The 15,079-nt window shown below is 60.2% G+C and carries 16 protein-coding genes; 9 read left to right on the top strand and 7 right to left on the bottom strand.

Annotated features, from left to right (window positions below; genetic code table 11):
• Positions 1 to 61 precede the first annotated feature (61 nt).
• From BUE38_RS02135 to BUE38_RS02155, 5 genes are all read left to right on the top strand, one after another.
• On the top strand, positions 62 to 520 hold the full coding sequence (locus BUE38_RS02135; protein ID WP_073433363.1) for a (2Fe-2S)-binding protein: 459 nt from the start codon (positions 62 to 64) through the stop codon (positions 518 to 520).
• Between the two features lie 9 nt (positions 521 to 529).
• The gene (locus tag BUE38_RS02140; protein WP_073433364.1) at positions 530 to 2,728 is read left to right on the top strand and encodes a xanthine dehydrogenase family protein molybdopterin-binding subunit; all 2,199 of its coding nucleotides are present in this window, start codon (positions 530 to 532) and stop codon (positions 2,726 to 2,728) included.
• A gap of 2 nt (positions 2,729 to 2,730) precedes the next feature.
• Positions 2,731 to 3,708: an XdhC family protein gene (locus BUE38_RS02145; protein ID WP_073433365.1), complete on the top strand. Its 978-nt coding sequence runs from the start codon at positions 2,731 to 2,733 to the stop codon at positions 3,706 to 3,708.
• A gap of 198 nt (positions 3,709 to 3,906) precedes the next feature.
• The gene (locus BUE38_RS02150) at positions 3,907 to 4,551 is read left to right on the top strand and encodes a LysE family translocator (protein ID WP_073433366.1); all 645 of its coding nucleotides are present in this window, start codon (positions 3,907 to 3,909) and stop codon (positions 4,549 to 4,551) included.
• 48 nt (positions 4,552 to 4,599) lie between these two features.
• A complete protein-coding gene (locus BUE38_RS02155; RefSeq protein ID WP_073433367.1) occupies positions 4,600 to 5,433 on the top strand; it encodes a metallophosphoesterase family protein in 834 nt (277 codons plus the stop codon).
• A 110-nt stretch (positions 5,434 to 5,543) separates the two neighbouring features.
• Here the strand turns inward: BUE38_RS02155 and BUE38_RS02160 are convergent, their stop codons facing one another.
• Positions 5,544 to 6,638, bottom strand: coding sequence for a nucleoid-associated protein (locus BUE38_RS02160; protein ID WP_073433368.1), 1,095 nt, complete (start codon positions 6,636 to 6,638; stop codon positions 5,544 to 5,546).
• A gap of 219 nt (positions 6,639 to 6,857) precedes the next feature.
• On the opposite strand from BUE38_RS02160, the gene BUE38_RS02165 reads away from it, so the two are divergent.
• Positions 6,858 to 7,097 carry an AbrB/MazE/SpoVT family DNA-binding domain-containing protein gene (locus BUE38_RS02165; RefSeq protein WP_073433369.1) on the top strand — a complete coding sequence of 80 codons (240 nt, stop codon included), beginning with the start codon at positions 6,858 to 6,860 and terminating at the stop codon, positions 7,095 to 7,097.
• Entirely contained in the window at positions 7,097 to 7,432 is a 336-nt protein-coding gene (gene mazF, locus BUE38_RS02170; RefSeq protein ID WP_073433370.1) for an endoribonuclease MazF, read from the top strand. Before BUE38_RS02165 ends, mazF begins: the two co-directional genes overlap by 1 nt.
• A 35-nt stretch (positions 7,433 to 7,467) precedes the next feature.
• Here the strand turns inward: mazF and BUE38_RS02175 are convergent, their stop codons facing one another.
• The 4 genes from BUE38_RS02175 to BUE38_RS02190 all read right to left on the bottom strand — a co-directional run bounded on the left by BUE38_RS02175 (position 7,468) and on the right by BUE38_RS02190 (position 10,372).
• Positions 7,468 to 8,229, bottom strand: coding sequence for an ABC transporter permease (locus tag BUE38_RS02175; protein WP_073433371.1), 762 nt, complete (start codon positions 8,227 to 8,229; stop codon positions 7,468 to 7,470).
• Positions 8,226 to 9,155, bottom strand: coding sequence for an ABC transporter ATP-binding protein (locus BUE38_RS02180; protein WP_143166189.1), 930 nt, complete (start codon positions 9,153 to 9,155; stop codon positions 8,226 to 8,228). The genes BUE38_RS02175 and BUE38_RS02180 overlap by 4 nt, the downstream gene beginning before the upstream one ends.
• Before the next feature lie 97 nt (positions 9,156 to 9,252).
• Positions 9,253 to 9,798 (bottom strand): cytochrome b, encoded by a 546-nt coding sequence (locus tag BUE38_RS02185; protein WP_073433373.1) that lies wholly within the window; start codon positions 9,796 to 9,798, stop codon positions 9,253 to 9,255.
• Between the two features lie 295 nt (positions 9,799 to 10,093).
• Positions 10,094 to 10,372: a peptidylprolyl isomerase gene (locus BUE38_RS02190; RefSeq protein ID WP_073433374.1), complete on the bottom strand. Its 279-nt coding sequence runs from the start codon at positions 10,370 to 10,372 to the stop codon at positions 10,094 to 10,096.
• A 125-nt stretch (positions 10,373 to 10,497) separates the two neighbouring features.
• Here BUE38_RS02190 and BUE38_RS02195 point away from each other — a divergent pair, with 125 nt between their 5' ends.
• The gene (locus BUE38_RS02195; protein ID WP_073433375.1) at positions 10,498 to 11,028 is read left to right on the top strand and encodes a 2-thiouracil desulfurase family protein; all 531 of its coding nucleotides are present in this window, start codon (positions 10,498 to 10,500) and stop codon (positions 11,026 to 11,028) included.
• Here BUE38_RS02195 and BUE38_RS02200 read toward each other — a convergent pair.
• Positions 11,014 to 12,177 carry a ChaN family lipoprotein gene (locus tag BUE38_RS02200; RefSeq protein ID WP_159438835.1) on the bottom strand — a complete coding sequence of 388 codons (1,164 nt, stop codon included), beginning with the start codon at positions 12,175 to 12,177 and terminating at the stop codon, positions 11,014 to 11,016. The genes BUE38_RS02195 and BUE38_RS02200 overlap by 15 nt on opposite strands.
• 213 nt (positions 12,178 to 12,390) lie before the next feature.
• Between BUE38_RS02200 and BUE38_RS02205 the strand changes: the two genes are divergently transcribed.
• Positions 12,391 to 13,632, top strand: coding sequence for a methyltransferase (locus tag BUE38_RS02205; RefSeq protein WP_073433376.1), 1,242 nt, complete (start codon positions 12,391 to 12,393; stop codon positions 13,630 to 13,632).
• Positions 13,633 to 13,715: 83 nt separating this feature from the next.
• On the opposite strand, the gene BUE38_RS02210 is transcribed toward BUE38_RS02205, so the two are convergent.
• Positions 13,716 to 15,011 carry a cation:proton antiporter gene (locus BUE38_RS02210; RefSeq protein WP_073433377.1) on the bottom strand — a complete coding sequence of 432 codons (1,296 nt, stop codon included), beginning with the start codon at positions 15,009 to 15,011 and terminating at the stop codon, positions 13,716 to 13,718.
• Positions 15,012 to 15,079 lie beyond the last annotated feature (68 nt).

Raw genomic sequence — 15,079 nt, forward strand, 5'->3', positions numbered from 1 at the left:
GGACTCATCGTCGGTCCCGGATGAGTGCTGTCACCGGATTTCGCATCAGGAGGAGGGGAAGATGGTCACACTCAATGTGAACGGCCAGACAGTTCAGGCCGATGTGGAACCCGATACGCCCTTGTTATGGGTCCTGCGCGATACGCTCCAGCTCACCGGCACCAAGTTTGGTTGTGGCATGTCGCTGTGTGGTGCCTGCACGGTCCATCTTGATGGCCAGGCGGTCCGTACCTGTACGCTTCCGGTATCTGCCGCCGTTGATGGTGAAATCGTAACCATCGAAAGCGTTGGCGACAGCTCGGTTGGCGAGGCAGTACAGCAGGCCTGGCAACGCCTGGATGTGGTGCAGTGTGGCTACTGTCAGTCCGGCCAGATCATGAGTGCGGTGGCGTTGCTGGAAGAGAACCGCACGCCTTCGGATGAGGACATTGATAACGCCATGGGCGGCAACGTCTGTCGCTGTGCCACCTATGTGCGCATTCGCGCCGCGATCCATGCGGCGGCCGAGTCACTGGCCTGAGGAGACATCATGACGCGATACATCGAGAATGCCAGTCGACGCCGGTTTCTCAAGGGCTCGGCGGGACTCACGCTGGCGCTGTATTTCCCCTGGCAGATGGCCGCAGCCGCGGAGTCCAGTGGAAGCACTGAGGATGGCGATAGCCAGGCCTTCGAACCCAATGCCTTCCTGCGCATCGACGAGGACAACAAGGTCACCGTGATTGCCAAGCATCTGGAGATGGGGCAGGGCACCTATACAGGATTGGCCACCATCGTGGCGGAGGAGCTGGATGCCGACTGGTCACAGGTGCAGGTCGAAAGTGCGCCCGCCGATGCCAGTCGTTACAACAACCTTCACTGGGGCCCGAATCAGGGGACCGGTGGCAGCAGTGCCATTGCCAACTCCTGGCAACAGTTGCGCGAAGCCGGTGCCACGGCGCGCGCCATGCTGGTCGCTGCAGCGGCACAACAGTGGGAGGTTTCGGCCGCAGAGATCGTGGTCGAGTCGGGAGTCGTCAAGCATGAGGCCTCAGGCAATGAGGCGAGTCTTGGAGAGCTTGCCAGAGCTGCGGCCGAGTTGCCGGTTCCCGATGAGGTGACGCTCAAGGAGCCTGCCAACTTCACCTTGATAGGCCGCCATATCCAGCGCCAGGACAGCCCCGACAAGACGACTGGTCAGGCGATGTTCACACAGGATATCCATCTACCCGACATGCTTACCGCCGTCGTGGCTCATCCTCCGCGGTTTGGTGCCAGGCTGAGCAGCTTTGATGATGCCGAGGCCAGGCAGGTCAAGGGCGTGGTTGAGGTTGTCGAGATCCCCAGTGGTGTCGCTGTGCTGGCGAAGGATACCTGGAGCGCTCGTCAGGGTCGCGAGGCGCTGAGTATCGAATGGGACGAAAGCGGGGCCTTCACGTTGGGCACGGAGGAGATTTTTGAGCGCTATCGTGAGCTGGCCGAGTCAGCGGGGACCGTCGCGGAACAGCGCGGTGACGCCGATGCAGTGCTTGCCGAGACCGAGCATACATTGGAGGCGGCATATGACCTGCCGTATCTGGCCCATGCGGCCATGGAGCCGTTGAATTGTGTCATCCAGCTCTCCGAAGAGGGTTGTGAGGTCTGGAACGGTGACCAGATGCAGACCTATGATCAGAGCGTTCTGGCTGAATTGTTCGATCTGTCACCGGAGCAGGTGCGTATCAACACCCTCTATGCGGGGGGCAGCTTCGGGCGCCGAGCCGCCAAGGGGGCCGACTATATTGTCGAGGCAGCGCATATCGTCAAGGCGATCGATGGTCGCGTGCCGGTCAAGCTGGTGTGGTTGCGTGAGGATGACATGCGCGCGGGTAACTATCGCCCGCTGTTCCATCACCGCCTGTGGGCGGGGCTGGATGAACAGGGACAATTGGTGGCATGGCGCCATCGCCTGGTCGGGCAGTCTGTCGCCGAGGGTTCTCCCTTCGAGGCGATGATTCAGGACGGTATTGATCCGACCTCGGTAGAGGGGGCCAGCAACCTGCCTTATGCCATTGCCAACTTTCAGGTCGAGCTGCATACCCCGAGTGATATCGGTGTGCCGGTTCAGTGGTGGCGGTCGGTTGGGTCGTCACACACGGCATTCTCGACAGAATGTTTCATTGACGAGTTGGCAAGCGAAGCGGAGAAGGACCCCGTTGCCTGGCGTCTCGAGATGTTGGCGGACCACCCTCGTCATGCTGGAGTCCTCGAGCTGGCGGCGGAGAGGGCCGGATGGGGGCAGCCTCTGGCGGATGCCGATGATGAAGGTGCGCTGCGCGGGCGAGGAGTGGCGGTACATGAGTCCTTCAATTCCTGGGTCGCCCAGGTGGCTGAGGTCACTGTCCAGAGCAACGGCAATGTACGTGTGGATCGGGTGGTCTGCGCCGTGGACTGCGGTATCGCGGTCAACCCTGATGTGGTGAAGGCCCAGGTGGAGGGCAGCATCGGCTTTGCCCTGACGGCTGCGCTGTACGGTGAGATCCGTTTGACGGAGGGACGAGTGGAACAGTCCAACTTCCATGACTATCAGCCACTGCGTATCGGTGCGATGCCGGCCATCGAGGTTCACATCGTAACCTCGGTGGAAGCACCGTCGGGGATTGGTGAGCCGCCTGTACCGCCTCTGGCCCCCGCGGTGACCAATGCCATCTTCGCCGCCACCGGCAAGCGCATTCGTCGACTACCCATCGCTGATCAATTGGCGAGCTGAGCATGCAGCATCTGGACGTACGTGTTATCGAGCAGGCACTGGCCTGGGCGCGGGAAGGCGAGACGCTGTGGTTGTGCACCGTGCTGGCGACCTATGGCTCCTCGCCTCGTGCTCCCGGCTCGTTGCTGGTGGTGCACCGCGATGGCCGCCATGTCGGGTCGCTGTCGGGAGGGTGCGTCGAGGACGACTTCCTTGCGAGGCTGGCCGAGGGCGAATTCGCCAGGCCGGTCACTACATTGCGTTACGGAGAGGAACGCGCTGATGGTACGGGAATCACGCTCCCCTGTGGTGGCATTCTCGACGTCCTGATCGAGCGCGTGGTGCCGGATGCTGATAGCCTGGTGCATCTGGACGTCGTGCTGGCCACGTTGAAGGGGCAGCGCCCGCTGGCGCGTCGAGTCGACCTGGTCAATGGTACTCGTCACTTTGTGGAGGACGATGGCATCGGACCTCGGGTAGTGCTGGAAGCCGAAAGTGGTGCCGCGCAAATACGCATGACACCAGCCGCTCGCCTGGTGATTGCGGGTATCTCACCCGTTTCGGAGGCTTGTGCTCAGTTTGCCCGAGGACTGGGGTTCGAGGTGTTCGTCTGCGATCCCCGCGAGGAGGCACTGGCGGGGTTCCATGTCGAGGGTGTTGAAGTTCGCCCCGAATTACCGTCGGCATTTATCGCAGCGGGGCACTGCCATGCTGCTACCGCCATCGTGGCGCTTACTCATGATCCCCGTATCGATGACCTGGCGATGATCGAGGCGGTACGCACCCCGGCCTTCTACATCGGTGTGATGGGGTCATGGCGAACTTCCCAAGCGAGGGCTGAACGGCTCCAACGCTCCGGTGGCTTGAGTGAACGCGACATCGCGCGATTGCATATGCCGATTGGTCTGGACCTGGGCAGCAAGACACCCGCAGAGATCGCGCTGTCGGTGATGGCAGATATTCTGCGTGTGCAGCGCGGCAAGGCTCGCGACGCACTCTGATGGTCACTCGATATTGCAGTGCTCTCGATCTGTTGGTCTAACGGCCGTGGGCACTGGGAGCGTTGGACATTGAGTGCGTTAGGCACCGGGAGCTTTACACTCGACGAGTCCGGGTGATGGACTTTGTCCATGGGTCGCCATAATCTGGGGTAGACAGTCGAATGAAACGCTTCTTTCCCCACTCCTCAGGACCTGACGATGTTCGAGTACTCCCTGGCGCACTGGACAGCCTTCACCACTGCAGCGGTATTGCTGAATCTTTCCCCGGGGCCGGATATGGCCTTTATTCTCGGGCAGACGGCACGCCACGGAAAACGCGGTGGCTTTGCGGCCATGTTCGGGGTCTGGAGTGGGGCGACGGTTCATGTCGCCATGGCGGCGCTGGGCCTATCGGCAGTCCTGATGACTTCGGCACTGGCGTTTTCGGTAGTCAAGTGGATAGGCGCTGCCTATCTGGTGTGGCTGGGGATCCAGGCGCTGTTGGCGCGTCCGGCCGAGAGCGGGGAAGCAACCCGCGAGGTGGCGCAGTGTCGCCGGCGGGATATCTTTCGTCAGGGCATCATGATTTCGTTGCTCAATCCCAAGGTGGCGATCTTCTTTCTCGCCTTTCTGCCGCAGTTTGTCGTACCCGGCGCCGGGCCGGTCAGCCTTCAGCTTGCCCTGCATGGCATGCTGATCATTGCGGTTGCCGCCATTATCGAACCACCATTGGTGATGGCCGGAGCACGGATTGCCAAGACCTTGCGCGGGAGCTCACGCCTGGGCGTGTGGTGCGAGCGAGGCCTCGGCGCGCTCTTCGTTGCGCTGGGTGTCAAGCTGGCAATGAGTTCTCGCGTCGCATGATGATAGGAATGATGGGATGGCGAGATGATGCGCTGATGGGAGAGCATCATGCGGCTGCGAGTACTGTCTGACCTGCATCTGGAGCATTTCCGCCAGGGTCGTGAATTGCCTGAGGTTGCCGCCGATGCGGTGATCCTGGCAGGTGATATTGGCGTTGGCCTGGCGGGGCTCGAGTGGGCCGCCCGTCGTTTTGCCGGGACGCCGGTGCTCTACGTGCCGGGTAATCATGAGTTCTATCAGCAGCGCATGACAGCGCTTCGAGCGGCAATGCGACAGCGCGCAGCACAGCTCGGTATCCATCTGCTCGACAACGACAGTGTCGAGCTGCAGGGCGTACGCTTCCTGGGCACTACATTGTGGACCGACTTTGCCCTGTACGGTTCGCGCACACATCAGGATCGTGAAGACATTCCTCCTGGGAGTACTCCCTTCGAGACCAACCCTCTCGAGACGATCCCCCTGGAAACCATTCCCTTGGCAACAGTATCGGCAGCGCTGAGGATGATGCCCGACTATTCTCTCATCGAGCAGCCGGATGGCGAGGTATTTGCCCCGGAAGAGAGTGTGCGGCTGCATCGCGAGGCGGTGGCCTGGTTGGCGGAGGAGCTGGCGCGCCCGTGCCCGGGGCCTCGCGTGGTCATCACTCACCATGCTCCCTTGCCTGACTGCATCCCGCCACGCTATCGCGGTGACGTCCTGTCGCCGGCTTTTGCTTCGAATCTGGAGTCGCTCATGGGCTCCGCGGCACTATGGGTTCATGGCCATGTGCACGATGCCGTGGACCTGTCGGTTCACGGCACCCGAGTGCTGTGTAATCCTGGCGGATACCCCGACGAGGTGCCCGAGATTGCGCCATGTCTGGAGCTGGTTGTCGAGGTGTAGATTCTTGGCTACGAACTGGCACATGTTCGTTCCCGACGAACATGCACACTTCCCACGTCCATGTGGGTCGCGAGCTACGAGCTACGAGTCAGTAGCAGTCGTCTGGTGGGTTACTTGCTCTGCAACTGTTCTTTCAGTTTGTTGGGCAGTTTCTTGATGATCAGTCGATCGCGCTCGGCGTCGTACTCAATGCTGTTGCCCAACAGGTGGGAGTCGAAGCTGATCGAGACACCTTCGGCACGGCCAGTGAAGCGGCGGAACTGGTTCAGGGTGCGCTTGTCCGGTGGGATCTCTGGCGACAGGCCATAGTCGGCATTGCGGATGTGATCGAAGAAGGCGCGGGGGTTGTCTTCATCGACCAGCGCAGACAGCTCGTCCAGAGTGATGGCCTCGCCACGGCTGGCCTGGTCATTGGCGTAGTCGATCAACGCATCGGTCTTTTCCCGCGAAGCTTCCTCGGCCATATCCTCGCTTTCGACATAATCACTGAAGGCCTTGAGCAGGGTGCGGGTCTCGCTCTTTGGATCGACGCCATCCGAGGCGCCCAGTAATGCCTGCATGTCATCAGCCAGCTTGCGCCCGCCACGATCCGCGAGCAGTGATAGATACTGACTGGACTCGCCGCCCTGTTGCCACTGGCTCAGATTGATGCGCGCGGCCAGAGACATCTGGGTGTGGTTGATCTGGCCACTGATCGCCACACGCTGATCGCCGTCGATAACGAAGCCGTCGCGGTGATGCACCAGTACCATGAGCAGGGTGCGGGTTTCGCCCTGTTGTTGGTCGACCATGATGAAGTGCCCGCCTACCGGCAGGTGTGCATCGATCACCCGCGCCAGTTGTTCAGCGAAGCCATTGGCCAGACTGAGCAGGTCGCCATTGCCGGCAACGAAGGCTTCCAGGTCGGTGGGGAAGCGGCTGTTGATCACCAGTTTCGGAGCATCACCAGAGGCCTCGTTGTCGCCTTCATCATCCTGCCACGGCGGCGTGTCGTCATCGCTGCTGGCCTGATCGGTCGAAGTGGCTGACGCATCCCGGAAACGGCCCCAGCGCTTCGACTTGCCGTGATAGGCATCACCGAGGCGCTGAATCAGTCCTTCCAGCGCCTCGGTGGGCGGATGCAGGTCGGTAGCGGGAATCTGACGCGCTGGCGTGTCGCTATCGGACTTGTCGAGACGCTGGATGACACAGGCGTTGATCGGCATGGAACCCTCATCGTAAAGCCGCTGGAACGGCCGCCGATGATACCGCACTGACAGTGTTATTCCGATGAGTCTCTGCGAATGTCGACAACAACGGGCAACAACAATGGGAGGCGGCAGGTACTGTGCTGTATCTACATTGTTGCAACGGGTATTGGTGGGTACTATAGTTGCTGTACTGGTATCTACGTTGTAGATACAAACGCAAGGAGGTTGTTGAGCATGCGTGCACATATCAAGCAGTGGGGGAATAGCGCCTCAGTACGGATCCCGACCTCTATCATGCAGGCCTGCGATCTTCACCTTGACTGCCCGGTTGAAGTTCGTGTGGAAGATGGCCGGATTGTGATCGAGCCGGTTCGTGAAGACTATGACCTGGATAGCCTGGTCGCGGGAATCCGTGACGATAATCTTCATGAAGAGGTGGATACCGGAACGCCTGTTGGGCGTGAGGTGTCTTGATGTCTGGTCAGTTTGTTCCTGACGCGGGAGACATTGTCTGGCTGCAGTTCAATCCTCAGGCAGGAAACGAGCATGCGGGGCACCGTCCTGCTGTTGTGTTGAGCCCAGCCAGCTACAATGGCCGGACTGGGCTGATGGTGTGTTGTCCGATGACAACTCGAGTGAAGGGATATCCGTTCGAAGTCGTTCTCTCATGTGGTGATAGCGTGGTGCTGGCAGATCAGCTCAAGAGTCTTGACTGGCGCATTCGTGGAGCGCGACGCAAGGGGGGAGTCACACCAGCGGAACTATCAGAGATCCGACGCAAGGCGAAAGCCTTGATTGGTATTGTGTGACTGCTCGCTGATCGATCCCCCTGGCCAAGGTAGTGTTACGGCTTCAAGCGATAGCCACTGCGGAATATCGCCTGGACGATCACCAGACAGATGGCCATGAACAGAGTGATCATGCCGAGACTTACCCAGATACTGACATCTCCCATACCGTAGAAGCTCCAGCGGAAGCCGGACACTAGATAGACCACGGGGTTGAACAGGGTCACGGTCTGCCACACCGGGGGCAACATATCGATGGAGTAGAAGGTGCCGCCGAGAAAGGTCAGCGGGGTGATGATCAGCAGCGGCACCAGTTGCAGTTTCTCGAAGCCGTCCGCCCAGATGCCGATGATGAAACCAAGCAGACTGAAGGTCAGTGCCGTCAGTACCAGGAACAGCAGCATCATCAGAGGATGGGCGATGGTGAAGGGTACGAACAGGCTGGCGGTGGCCAGCACGATCAGGCCGAGAATGATCGATTTGCTGGCCGCTGCGCCGACGAAGCCGATGACGATCTCCAGCGGGGTGATGGGTGCCGAGAGAACCTCGTAGATAGAGCCGGTGAAGCGCGGGAAGAAGATGCCGAACGAGGCGTTGGACACACTCTGGGTCAGCAGCATCAGCATGATCAGGCCCGGCACGATAAAGGAGCCGTACTCGATGCCATTCACTTGACTGATGCGTGAGCCGATGGCCGAGCCGAAGACCACGAAATACAGCGAGGTCGACAACACCGGTGAGACGATACTCTGCGCCACGGTACGCATGGCTCGTGCCATTTCGGCAATGTAGATGGTCTTGATGGCGGTGAGGTTCATGTGCGCTCCCTGACCAGATTGACGAAGATTTCTTCCAGTGAACTCTGGCGGGTATGTAGATCCTTGAAGCCGAGCCCTGCGGACTCCACTTCGGCCAGTAGGTCGGCGATGCCACCCCGGGGGTTGCTGTCTTCGCGTGTGGCATCGTAGCTGTAGATCAATGCATGGCCGTCTTCGGCCAGGCGCAGATCGAATCTGGACAGCACATCGGGTATCGCCGTGACCGGTTCGTGCAGGTGCAGAGTCAACTCCTTGCTGCCCAGACTGCGCATCAGTTCCTGCTTTTCCTCGACCAGCACCAGTTCGCCACTGCGAATGACACCGATGCGGTCGGCCATCTCTTCGGCTTCCTCGATGTAGTGGGTGGTCAGGATGATGGTCACACCGTTGTCGCGCAGTCCTCGCACCACTTCCCACATGTCGCGACGCAGCTCTACATCAACACCGGCGGTGGGCTCATCCAGAAACAGCACTTCGGGTTCGTGGGCCAGAGCCTTGGCGATCAGTACCCGACGCTTCATGCCGCCGGAGAGGGTGATCAGACGGTTGCGGCGCTTGTCCCACAGGCTGAGCGAGCGTAATACCTTCTCGATGTGAGCCGGGTCTCTGGGCTTGCCGAACAGGCCGCGACTGAAGCTGACCGTATCCCATACCGTGGAGAATGCCTCGTTGGTCAACTCCTGGGGCACGAGGCCGATACGTGAGCGGGCCTCTCGGAAGTCGTCGAGGATATCGTAGCCGTCCACCCGTACTTGACCAGCGCTGGGGTTGACCAGCCCACATACCACGCTGATCAGTGTGGTCTTGCCTGCCCCGTTGGGGCCGAGCAGGGCAAAGATCTCGCCACGGCGAATACTGAGGTCGACGCCTTTCAAGGCCTCGAATCCACCGGAATAGACCTTGCGTAGTCCTTCGATCTCGATCATGGCTTCCTGCACGATAGCGCTCCTGGAATATCAGGGGGACAACGTCCTGCTGGCGGGCAAGGCGCTGTGGTTCACCGAAGTGGCTCATTGAGATGCTTCATTGACGCGGAGGCACATCCAGCATACGCGGCAAAACATCTTCCGTCCTGCGGCTGAAACGGTGATGCAAGGTCATCAATACATGGCCCAGTGCCAGTGCGAACAGTGTCCAACCAAGCCAGCCGTGCAGAAGGTTGGCTGGCGTCATCATCCATTCGATCTCAGGACTCTCGAAACCAGCCATCAGCGGCAGGCCAAAGGGCTCGAAGGCGCGTCCGGAGCCGTACTGGCGCAGCAGGGCGATGGTCGGGATAAACAACACCAGGCCATACAACACAATATGTCCCAGCCTTGCCAGACGGCTGACGCTGGCGGGGCGGCGGGCATGGTTGATCAACGCCCAGCTCAAACGCAGCACCATCAAAACAAGAATCGTGAAGCCGATGGGCTTGTGAGTAGCCCAGAGTATTTCATCCAGGGCCGAGTCTTCCGCCAGACTGGTGACCGTCGCGGTGGTCAACTGCCAGATGACCAGGATGGCGACGACCCAGTGCAGCGCTCGAGTCAGGGTGCCATAACGTTGAGGGGTATCCATTGTCGGCATGGTCAATTCCTGAATGGTGATGTAATCGGTTCCACGGCTATTCACAGCCCAGTTGTTCGAAACCCGAATGGTCCGAAGCCCAACTCGTTGGAAGGATAGCCGTTCGAGATGAAGCTTCCAGGAAGAAGTCAGGTGCCGGGATAAGGAAAGCCTGGGGTTGATGAAAACAAGCTTGATGCAAACGAGGTTAATGAAGACCGAGTTAGTGAAAACAGATGGCGGTTAAGGGAGGCGACGGGTTGACAGGGCAGGATGGCATCGGCCCCGCACCGGATGCAGTGCGGGGCCGGATCACTCAGCCGCGGCTGGTGATTTCCAGCAGGTGATAGCCGAACTGGGTCTTGACCGGGCCATGGACCTTGTTCAGTTCGCCGGAGAACACGACCTCGTCGAATTCACGAACCATCTGACCGGGGCCGAAGCTACCCAGGTCACCGCCCTGGCGGCCGGACGGGCAGTTGGAGTGCTCGCGAGCCACTTCCGCGAAGTCACGACCGTTCTCGATTTCGGCCTTGAGAGTGTTGCACTGATCTTCAGTGTCGACGAGGAGATGACGGGCAGTTGCCTGTACCATGATGAAGCTCCTGGGGGAATTGGACCGGCAAGGCTAGCATGAGAGCTGCCTTGTGGCACCCTCGGTGAGAAGCAGGCGAAAATCTACTTTGATGATGGGTGGGTGGTCCAGGAGAACGGGAGAAGATGAACACGGAAACCAGCGAGGGCGCCGGACTGGCTCGGATACTGGTCAGCGCCTGTCTGATGGGAGATCCGGTGCGTTATGACGCCGGGCACAAATGGCTGGCAGATGAGCGTCTGGCTCGTTGGAAGCAGCAGGGGCGGCTGGTAGTGGTCTGCCCTGAAGTGTCGGGCGGTCTGCCCACGCCAAGACCCCCAGCCGAGATTCAGCAGGCCAGCGGTGCCGAGGTGTTGAGTGGCCGGGCGCGGATTGTCGATATCGAGCAGGATGACCCCACCGAAGCCTTTCTGCGAGGAGCTCACCTGGCCCTGCATGCGGCGAAGCGCCACGGTTGCCGCCTGGCATTGCTGACTGACGGCAGTCCTTCCTGTGGCAGCGCCACCATCTACAGTGGCGATTTTACCGGCACTCGGCGCGAGGGTGAGGGGGTTACCGCGGCTCTGTTGCGCGCCAATGGTGTCGAGGTATTCAGTCAGCACCAACTCGAGGCGCTGGACCGTCGGTTGGCTGAACTCGACTCAAGGACTGGGTGAAGGCAGGGTCACCAGTTGCTGTCGCCGCTCGCCAGCGCGAAGCACTTCCACCGGAATCAGGCTGCCGGGCAGGCTGCGCGCCATCAGGGCGCGGACTTGTGCCGTATCCCGAACTTCATGCCCAGCGATCGCTACCACTTGATCCCCTTCCTCCAGCCCCGCGTATTGTGCCGGGCTGTCCGGGGAGATGGCAGTGATGACCAGGCGGTCTGGCCCCAGGGGCTGAGGAGTGCGCTCAACGTTGATGCCGAGTCGAGGTGTGTCCGCTGAAGGTGCATCCGGCTCTGCGATGAACAGCGCATCGGCGACACCGGTTGGTGCCAGGCAGGCGTCAGCGGCAGCCATTGGCATCAGGCCGGTGACGTCACTGATGCCGTAGCGTGTCAGCTGGTGGGGGACGCCATCGGCGTATTGCACATGCCCCAGTCCGAGTATCGCGACCACCAGCGAATGTTGATGGCTGGCATTGGCCAGCGCCGCTGCCATGGAGCTGTCCCAGACCAGTTGAGCGCGGATGAAGGCTTCACTGATGTGGCTGCTGAGCTGTTCACTGCTGTGTTGCTCAAAGCTCTCCATCAGCCGCTGCCGGTAGCGGGCACTGGCCGCGAGGGGTACCGGTACACCGTGGCGTTGGTCGAGCGTCCACTGGTGGCTGGCGGGGTCGCTCAGTTCTCGGCGCTGCTCGGGCGTGACATTGAGCGCGATCAGTGGCAGACGGTGGTCACGAGCGAAACGCAGGATCGGCAGATAGCGCTCGGCATCGCGGCCCCAGTAGCGATACCACTGTGTCCTGTCGAGCAATTGTGATTCATCCAGTTCTCCGGCGACCCACTGGTCCAGAGCCGGTTGCACCTTGCGTGGCAGCATCTCCAGACCGATGGCCATATCCGCCTGGCGGGAGTGCAGTGCGGTGATGGTGCTCAATTGCCAGCGGTGGTGAGCTGCCTGGTCATGCTGCTCACCCAGCAGTACGACTCGTTGACGAGCCAGCCTATCCCAGCCCATCGGCGGCTGGGCCTCGGCGTGTTGATTGCCGGGTGTCAGCCACTGGCCGGGCGTGGCGCAGTCCTGTGCGGTGACGGGAGTTGCCATGCTGACCACGGCGGTCATGAGCAGGGCATTGGTGATGGTCTGTCGTAATGTCGCCAAACGATGAGCTCTCCTACCATGAACCCGACAATCAAGGCGTATCATCCGTGCCTCCTGAGTACTGGACCTTGATCCAAGCAGATATGAAAACATGCCGGGTCGATAGTGAGTATCCGTTTCCACCTTTATACTCTGCGCACTCAGAATAGCGTCTCGCCACAGTGTGTCGAGATGACGCCGAACGATCCATCATTGGTGGGCAGATACTCCCGTATGGCTACCGGTACCACTTCCGAATCAGTTTGGGCCTACCGCTTCACTCGTTTGACCGAGTTGTTGGCGCAGTGGCAATGGCTGTGGGCACCAGCACCCTTCACGCACCGTGGCTCACCCTGGCAGCCCCGCAGTGACGAGGAGTCACAATGGGTGACGGCGATCAGCGCAGAACTGGCGGAGCTTGACGACGGTGATTGTGAACGCCTGCAGCACGAGCCCTACAGGGACTCACCGTTGGCATCCTGGTTACCGGTGGCGGAGTTGCAGGAGTTGATTGGGGTACCTGCCACTGATGTTGCCGATGGCTCCTTTCCGCAACGTTGGGCGCAGCATGTCAGCGGTCGCAAGTGGCAGCAGATGGTGGCTTTCGTCCCTCATGTCGCGGCGCCTCGGCAAGGCGGGCTGGTGGAATGGTGTGCCGGTAAGGGCCACCTCGGCAGGTTGATGGCTCGCTGTCACCAACAGCCGGTGGTGGGGCTGGAGTGGCAGTCGGCCCTGTGTCGCGATGGTCAGCAGTTGGCCGACCGCCAGCAGTTGCCTGTGGAGATGGTCTGCCAGGATGTCATGCAGCCTGACGTCGAATGTTGGCTGTCATCTCAAGGAGGGGTGGCGGCATTGCATGCCTGTGGTGATCTGCACGTGCGGCTGATCGAACTGGTGCGCCAGAAGGGGACAGCTCTCACCCTGGCGCCATGCTGTTATCAGCGGACTCAGGCCGAGTACTACCGCCCCTTGTCGTCACAAGGACAGATGTTGAGCCGTGACCTGGGCCTTGGGCTGACGCGGGAGCATCTGGCATTGGCGGTACAGGAAACCGTGACAGCATCGAGAGGTGAAAGGCGCAAACGGGAACGCGGTAATGCCTGGCGGCTGGGGTTTGATGAGCTGCAACGTGAGCTGCGTGGGAGTGACGATTATCTGCCGGTACCGAGCCTGGCCTATGGGCGCATGCCCGAGCAGTTCGCCGACTTCTGTCGTTGGGCGGGTGGGCAGAAGAGAATCGAGATCCCTGGTGAGGTCGATTGGTCGCACTACGAGAGCCGTGGGTGGCAACGATTGCGGCTCACCAACCGCCAGGAACTGGTACGGCACCTGTTTCGGCGCCCTCTGGAAATCTGGTTGGTACTCGATCGTGTGTTGTGGCTGGAAGAGGCCGGGTTCGAGGTTGAGCTGGTCGAGTTCTGTGCTGCTGAACTGACGCCCCGTAATCTGCTCATCAAGGCGCTCCCCAGGCGTTGACTCATGCCCTCGATATTCCTGGTGCCTGACGCCAGCGGCCCCGGTGTCAAACCGGGGCCGCTGGCGTGACAGTCCTGCTCTACCTAACGCTTGGGATTTCTGAAGTTGTCCTGTTCCCAGGTCTTGGCGCGACGGATCATCGGTGTGATGCTGGAGCCCTGGATCAGAATCGAGAACACCACCACCGAATAGGTCATCACCAGGATAATCTCGCGTACATCGATACCCTTGTCCGGGATGACCATGATGCCTGCGGGGATCGACATTGCCATGGCCAGCGCCAGTCCGCCACGTAGCCCCCCCCAGGTAAGGATCGGCACCGACCAGGGGTTGTAGCGGCGAAAGCGGTGAAAGCCGACGTAGGCGGTACGCACGCTGAGGAAACGGGACAGCAGAACCAGTGGAACGGCTGCCAGCATCAGCACCCAGTCCTCAGGATGGAAGCTGAAGGACATCATGGTCATACCGATCAGCAGGAACAGCACGCCATTGAGGAATTCGTCGACCAGTTCCCAGAAATGATCGAGGTGCTGTCGGCTTTCTTCGGAGAAGCCCTTGCGACGAGTACGGTTACCGATAATGATGCCTGCCACGACCATGGCCAGCGGGCCGGAGACTTCAATGAGCTCTGCAAACACATAGCCGGAGGTGGGCACCAGCATGGTCAGCATCAACTCCATGGAGTGGTTGTCGGTGTGGCGAATCAGGTAATGGCACAGCTGGCCCAGCAGGAAGCCGTAGAGAATGCCGCCCACGGCTTCCTGCAGGAACAGGTGGCCGATGCTCATCACTGTTGGCTGGGTTCCGCCGAAGGCCAGTGAGTAGAGGGTGACAAAGATCACTAGACCAAAGCCATCATTGAACAGTGACTCGCCTTCGATCTGGGTGGAAATGCGTCTTGGCGCGTTCATCTTCTTGACGATGGCCAGAACTGCAATAGGGTCGGTGGGCGAGATCAGTGCTCCAAACAACAGGCAGTAGATCAGGTCAAAGTCGATGCCCAGCAGTGTGACCAGCCCCCACAGTGCGAAGCCGATAAAGAAGGTCGAGAATAGCGTGCTGCCCATCGCCAGGGTGGCGATTTCCCACTTCTGGTCACGTAGGTGGGGAAGCTTGATACCCAGAGCACCGGCAAACAGCAGAAATCCGAGGATACCCTTCAACAGGAAATCCTCGAAATTCAACTCATTGATGAAGTGGGCCGCATTCTCGTCCAGTGCAAACCAACCGGCGTGACCGGCAATGACAATAATCAACGACAGTATTAGAGCGCCAGCGGTGATGGCAATGGTGGTCTGGAACTTGCCGATCCTGTCGTTGATCAGCGATATCAGCATCGCTATGGCGGCGAGTAGGCATAGGGTGGCGTACACCGACATTAGTGGGAGGCCTCTGAGTCAATGGATGAGTCGGGGTGGCCGGCCGCGGGGCGACCTGGCGCAGAAGC

Origin of the sequence: Halomonas cupida, assembly GCF_900142755.1 — a bacterium.
GTDB classification, from domain to species: Bacteria; Pseudomonadota; Gammaproteobacteria; order Pseudomonadales; family Halomonadaceae; genus Halomonas; species Halomonas cupida.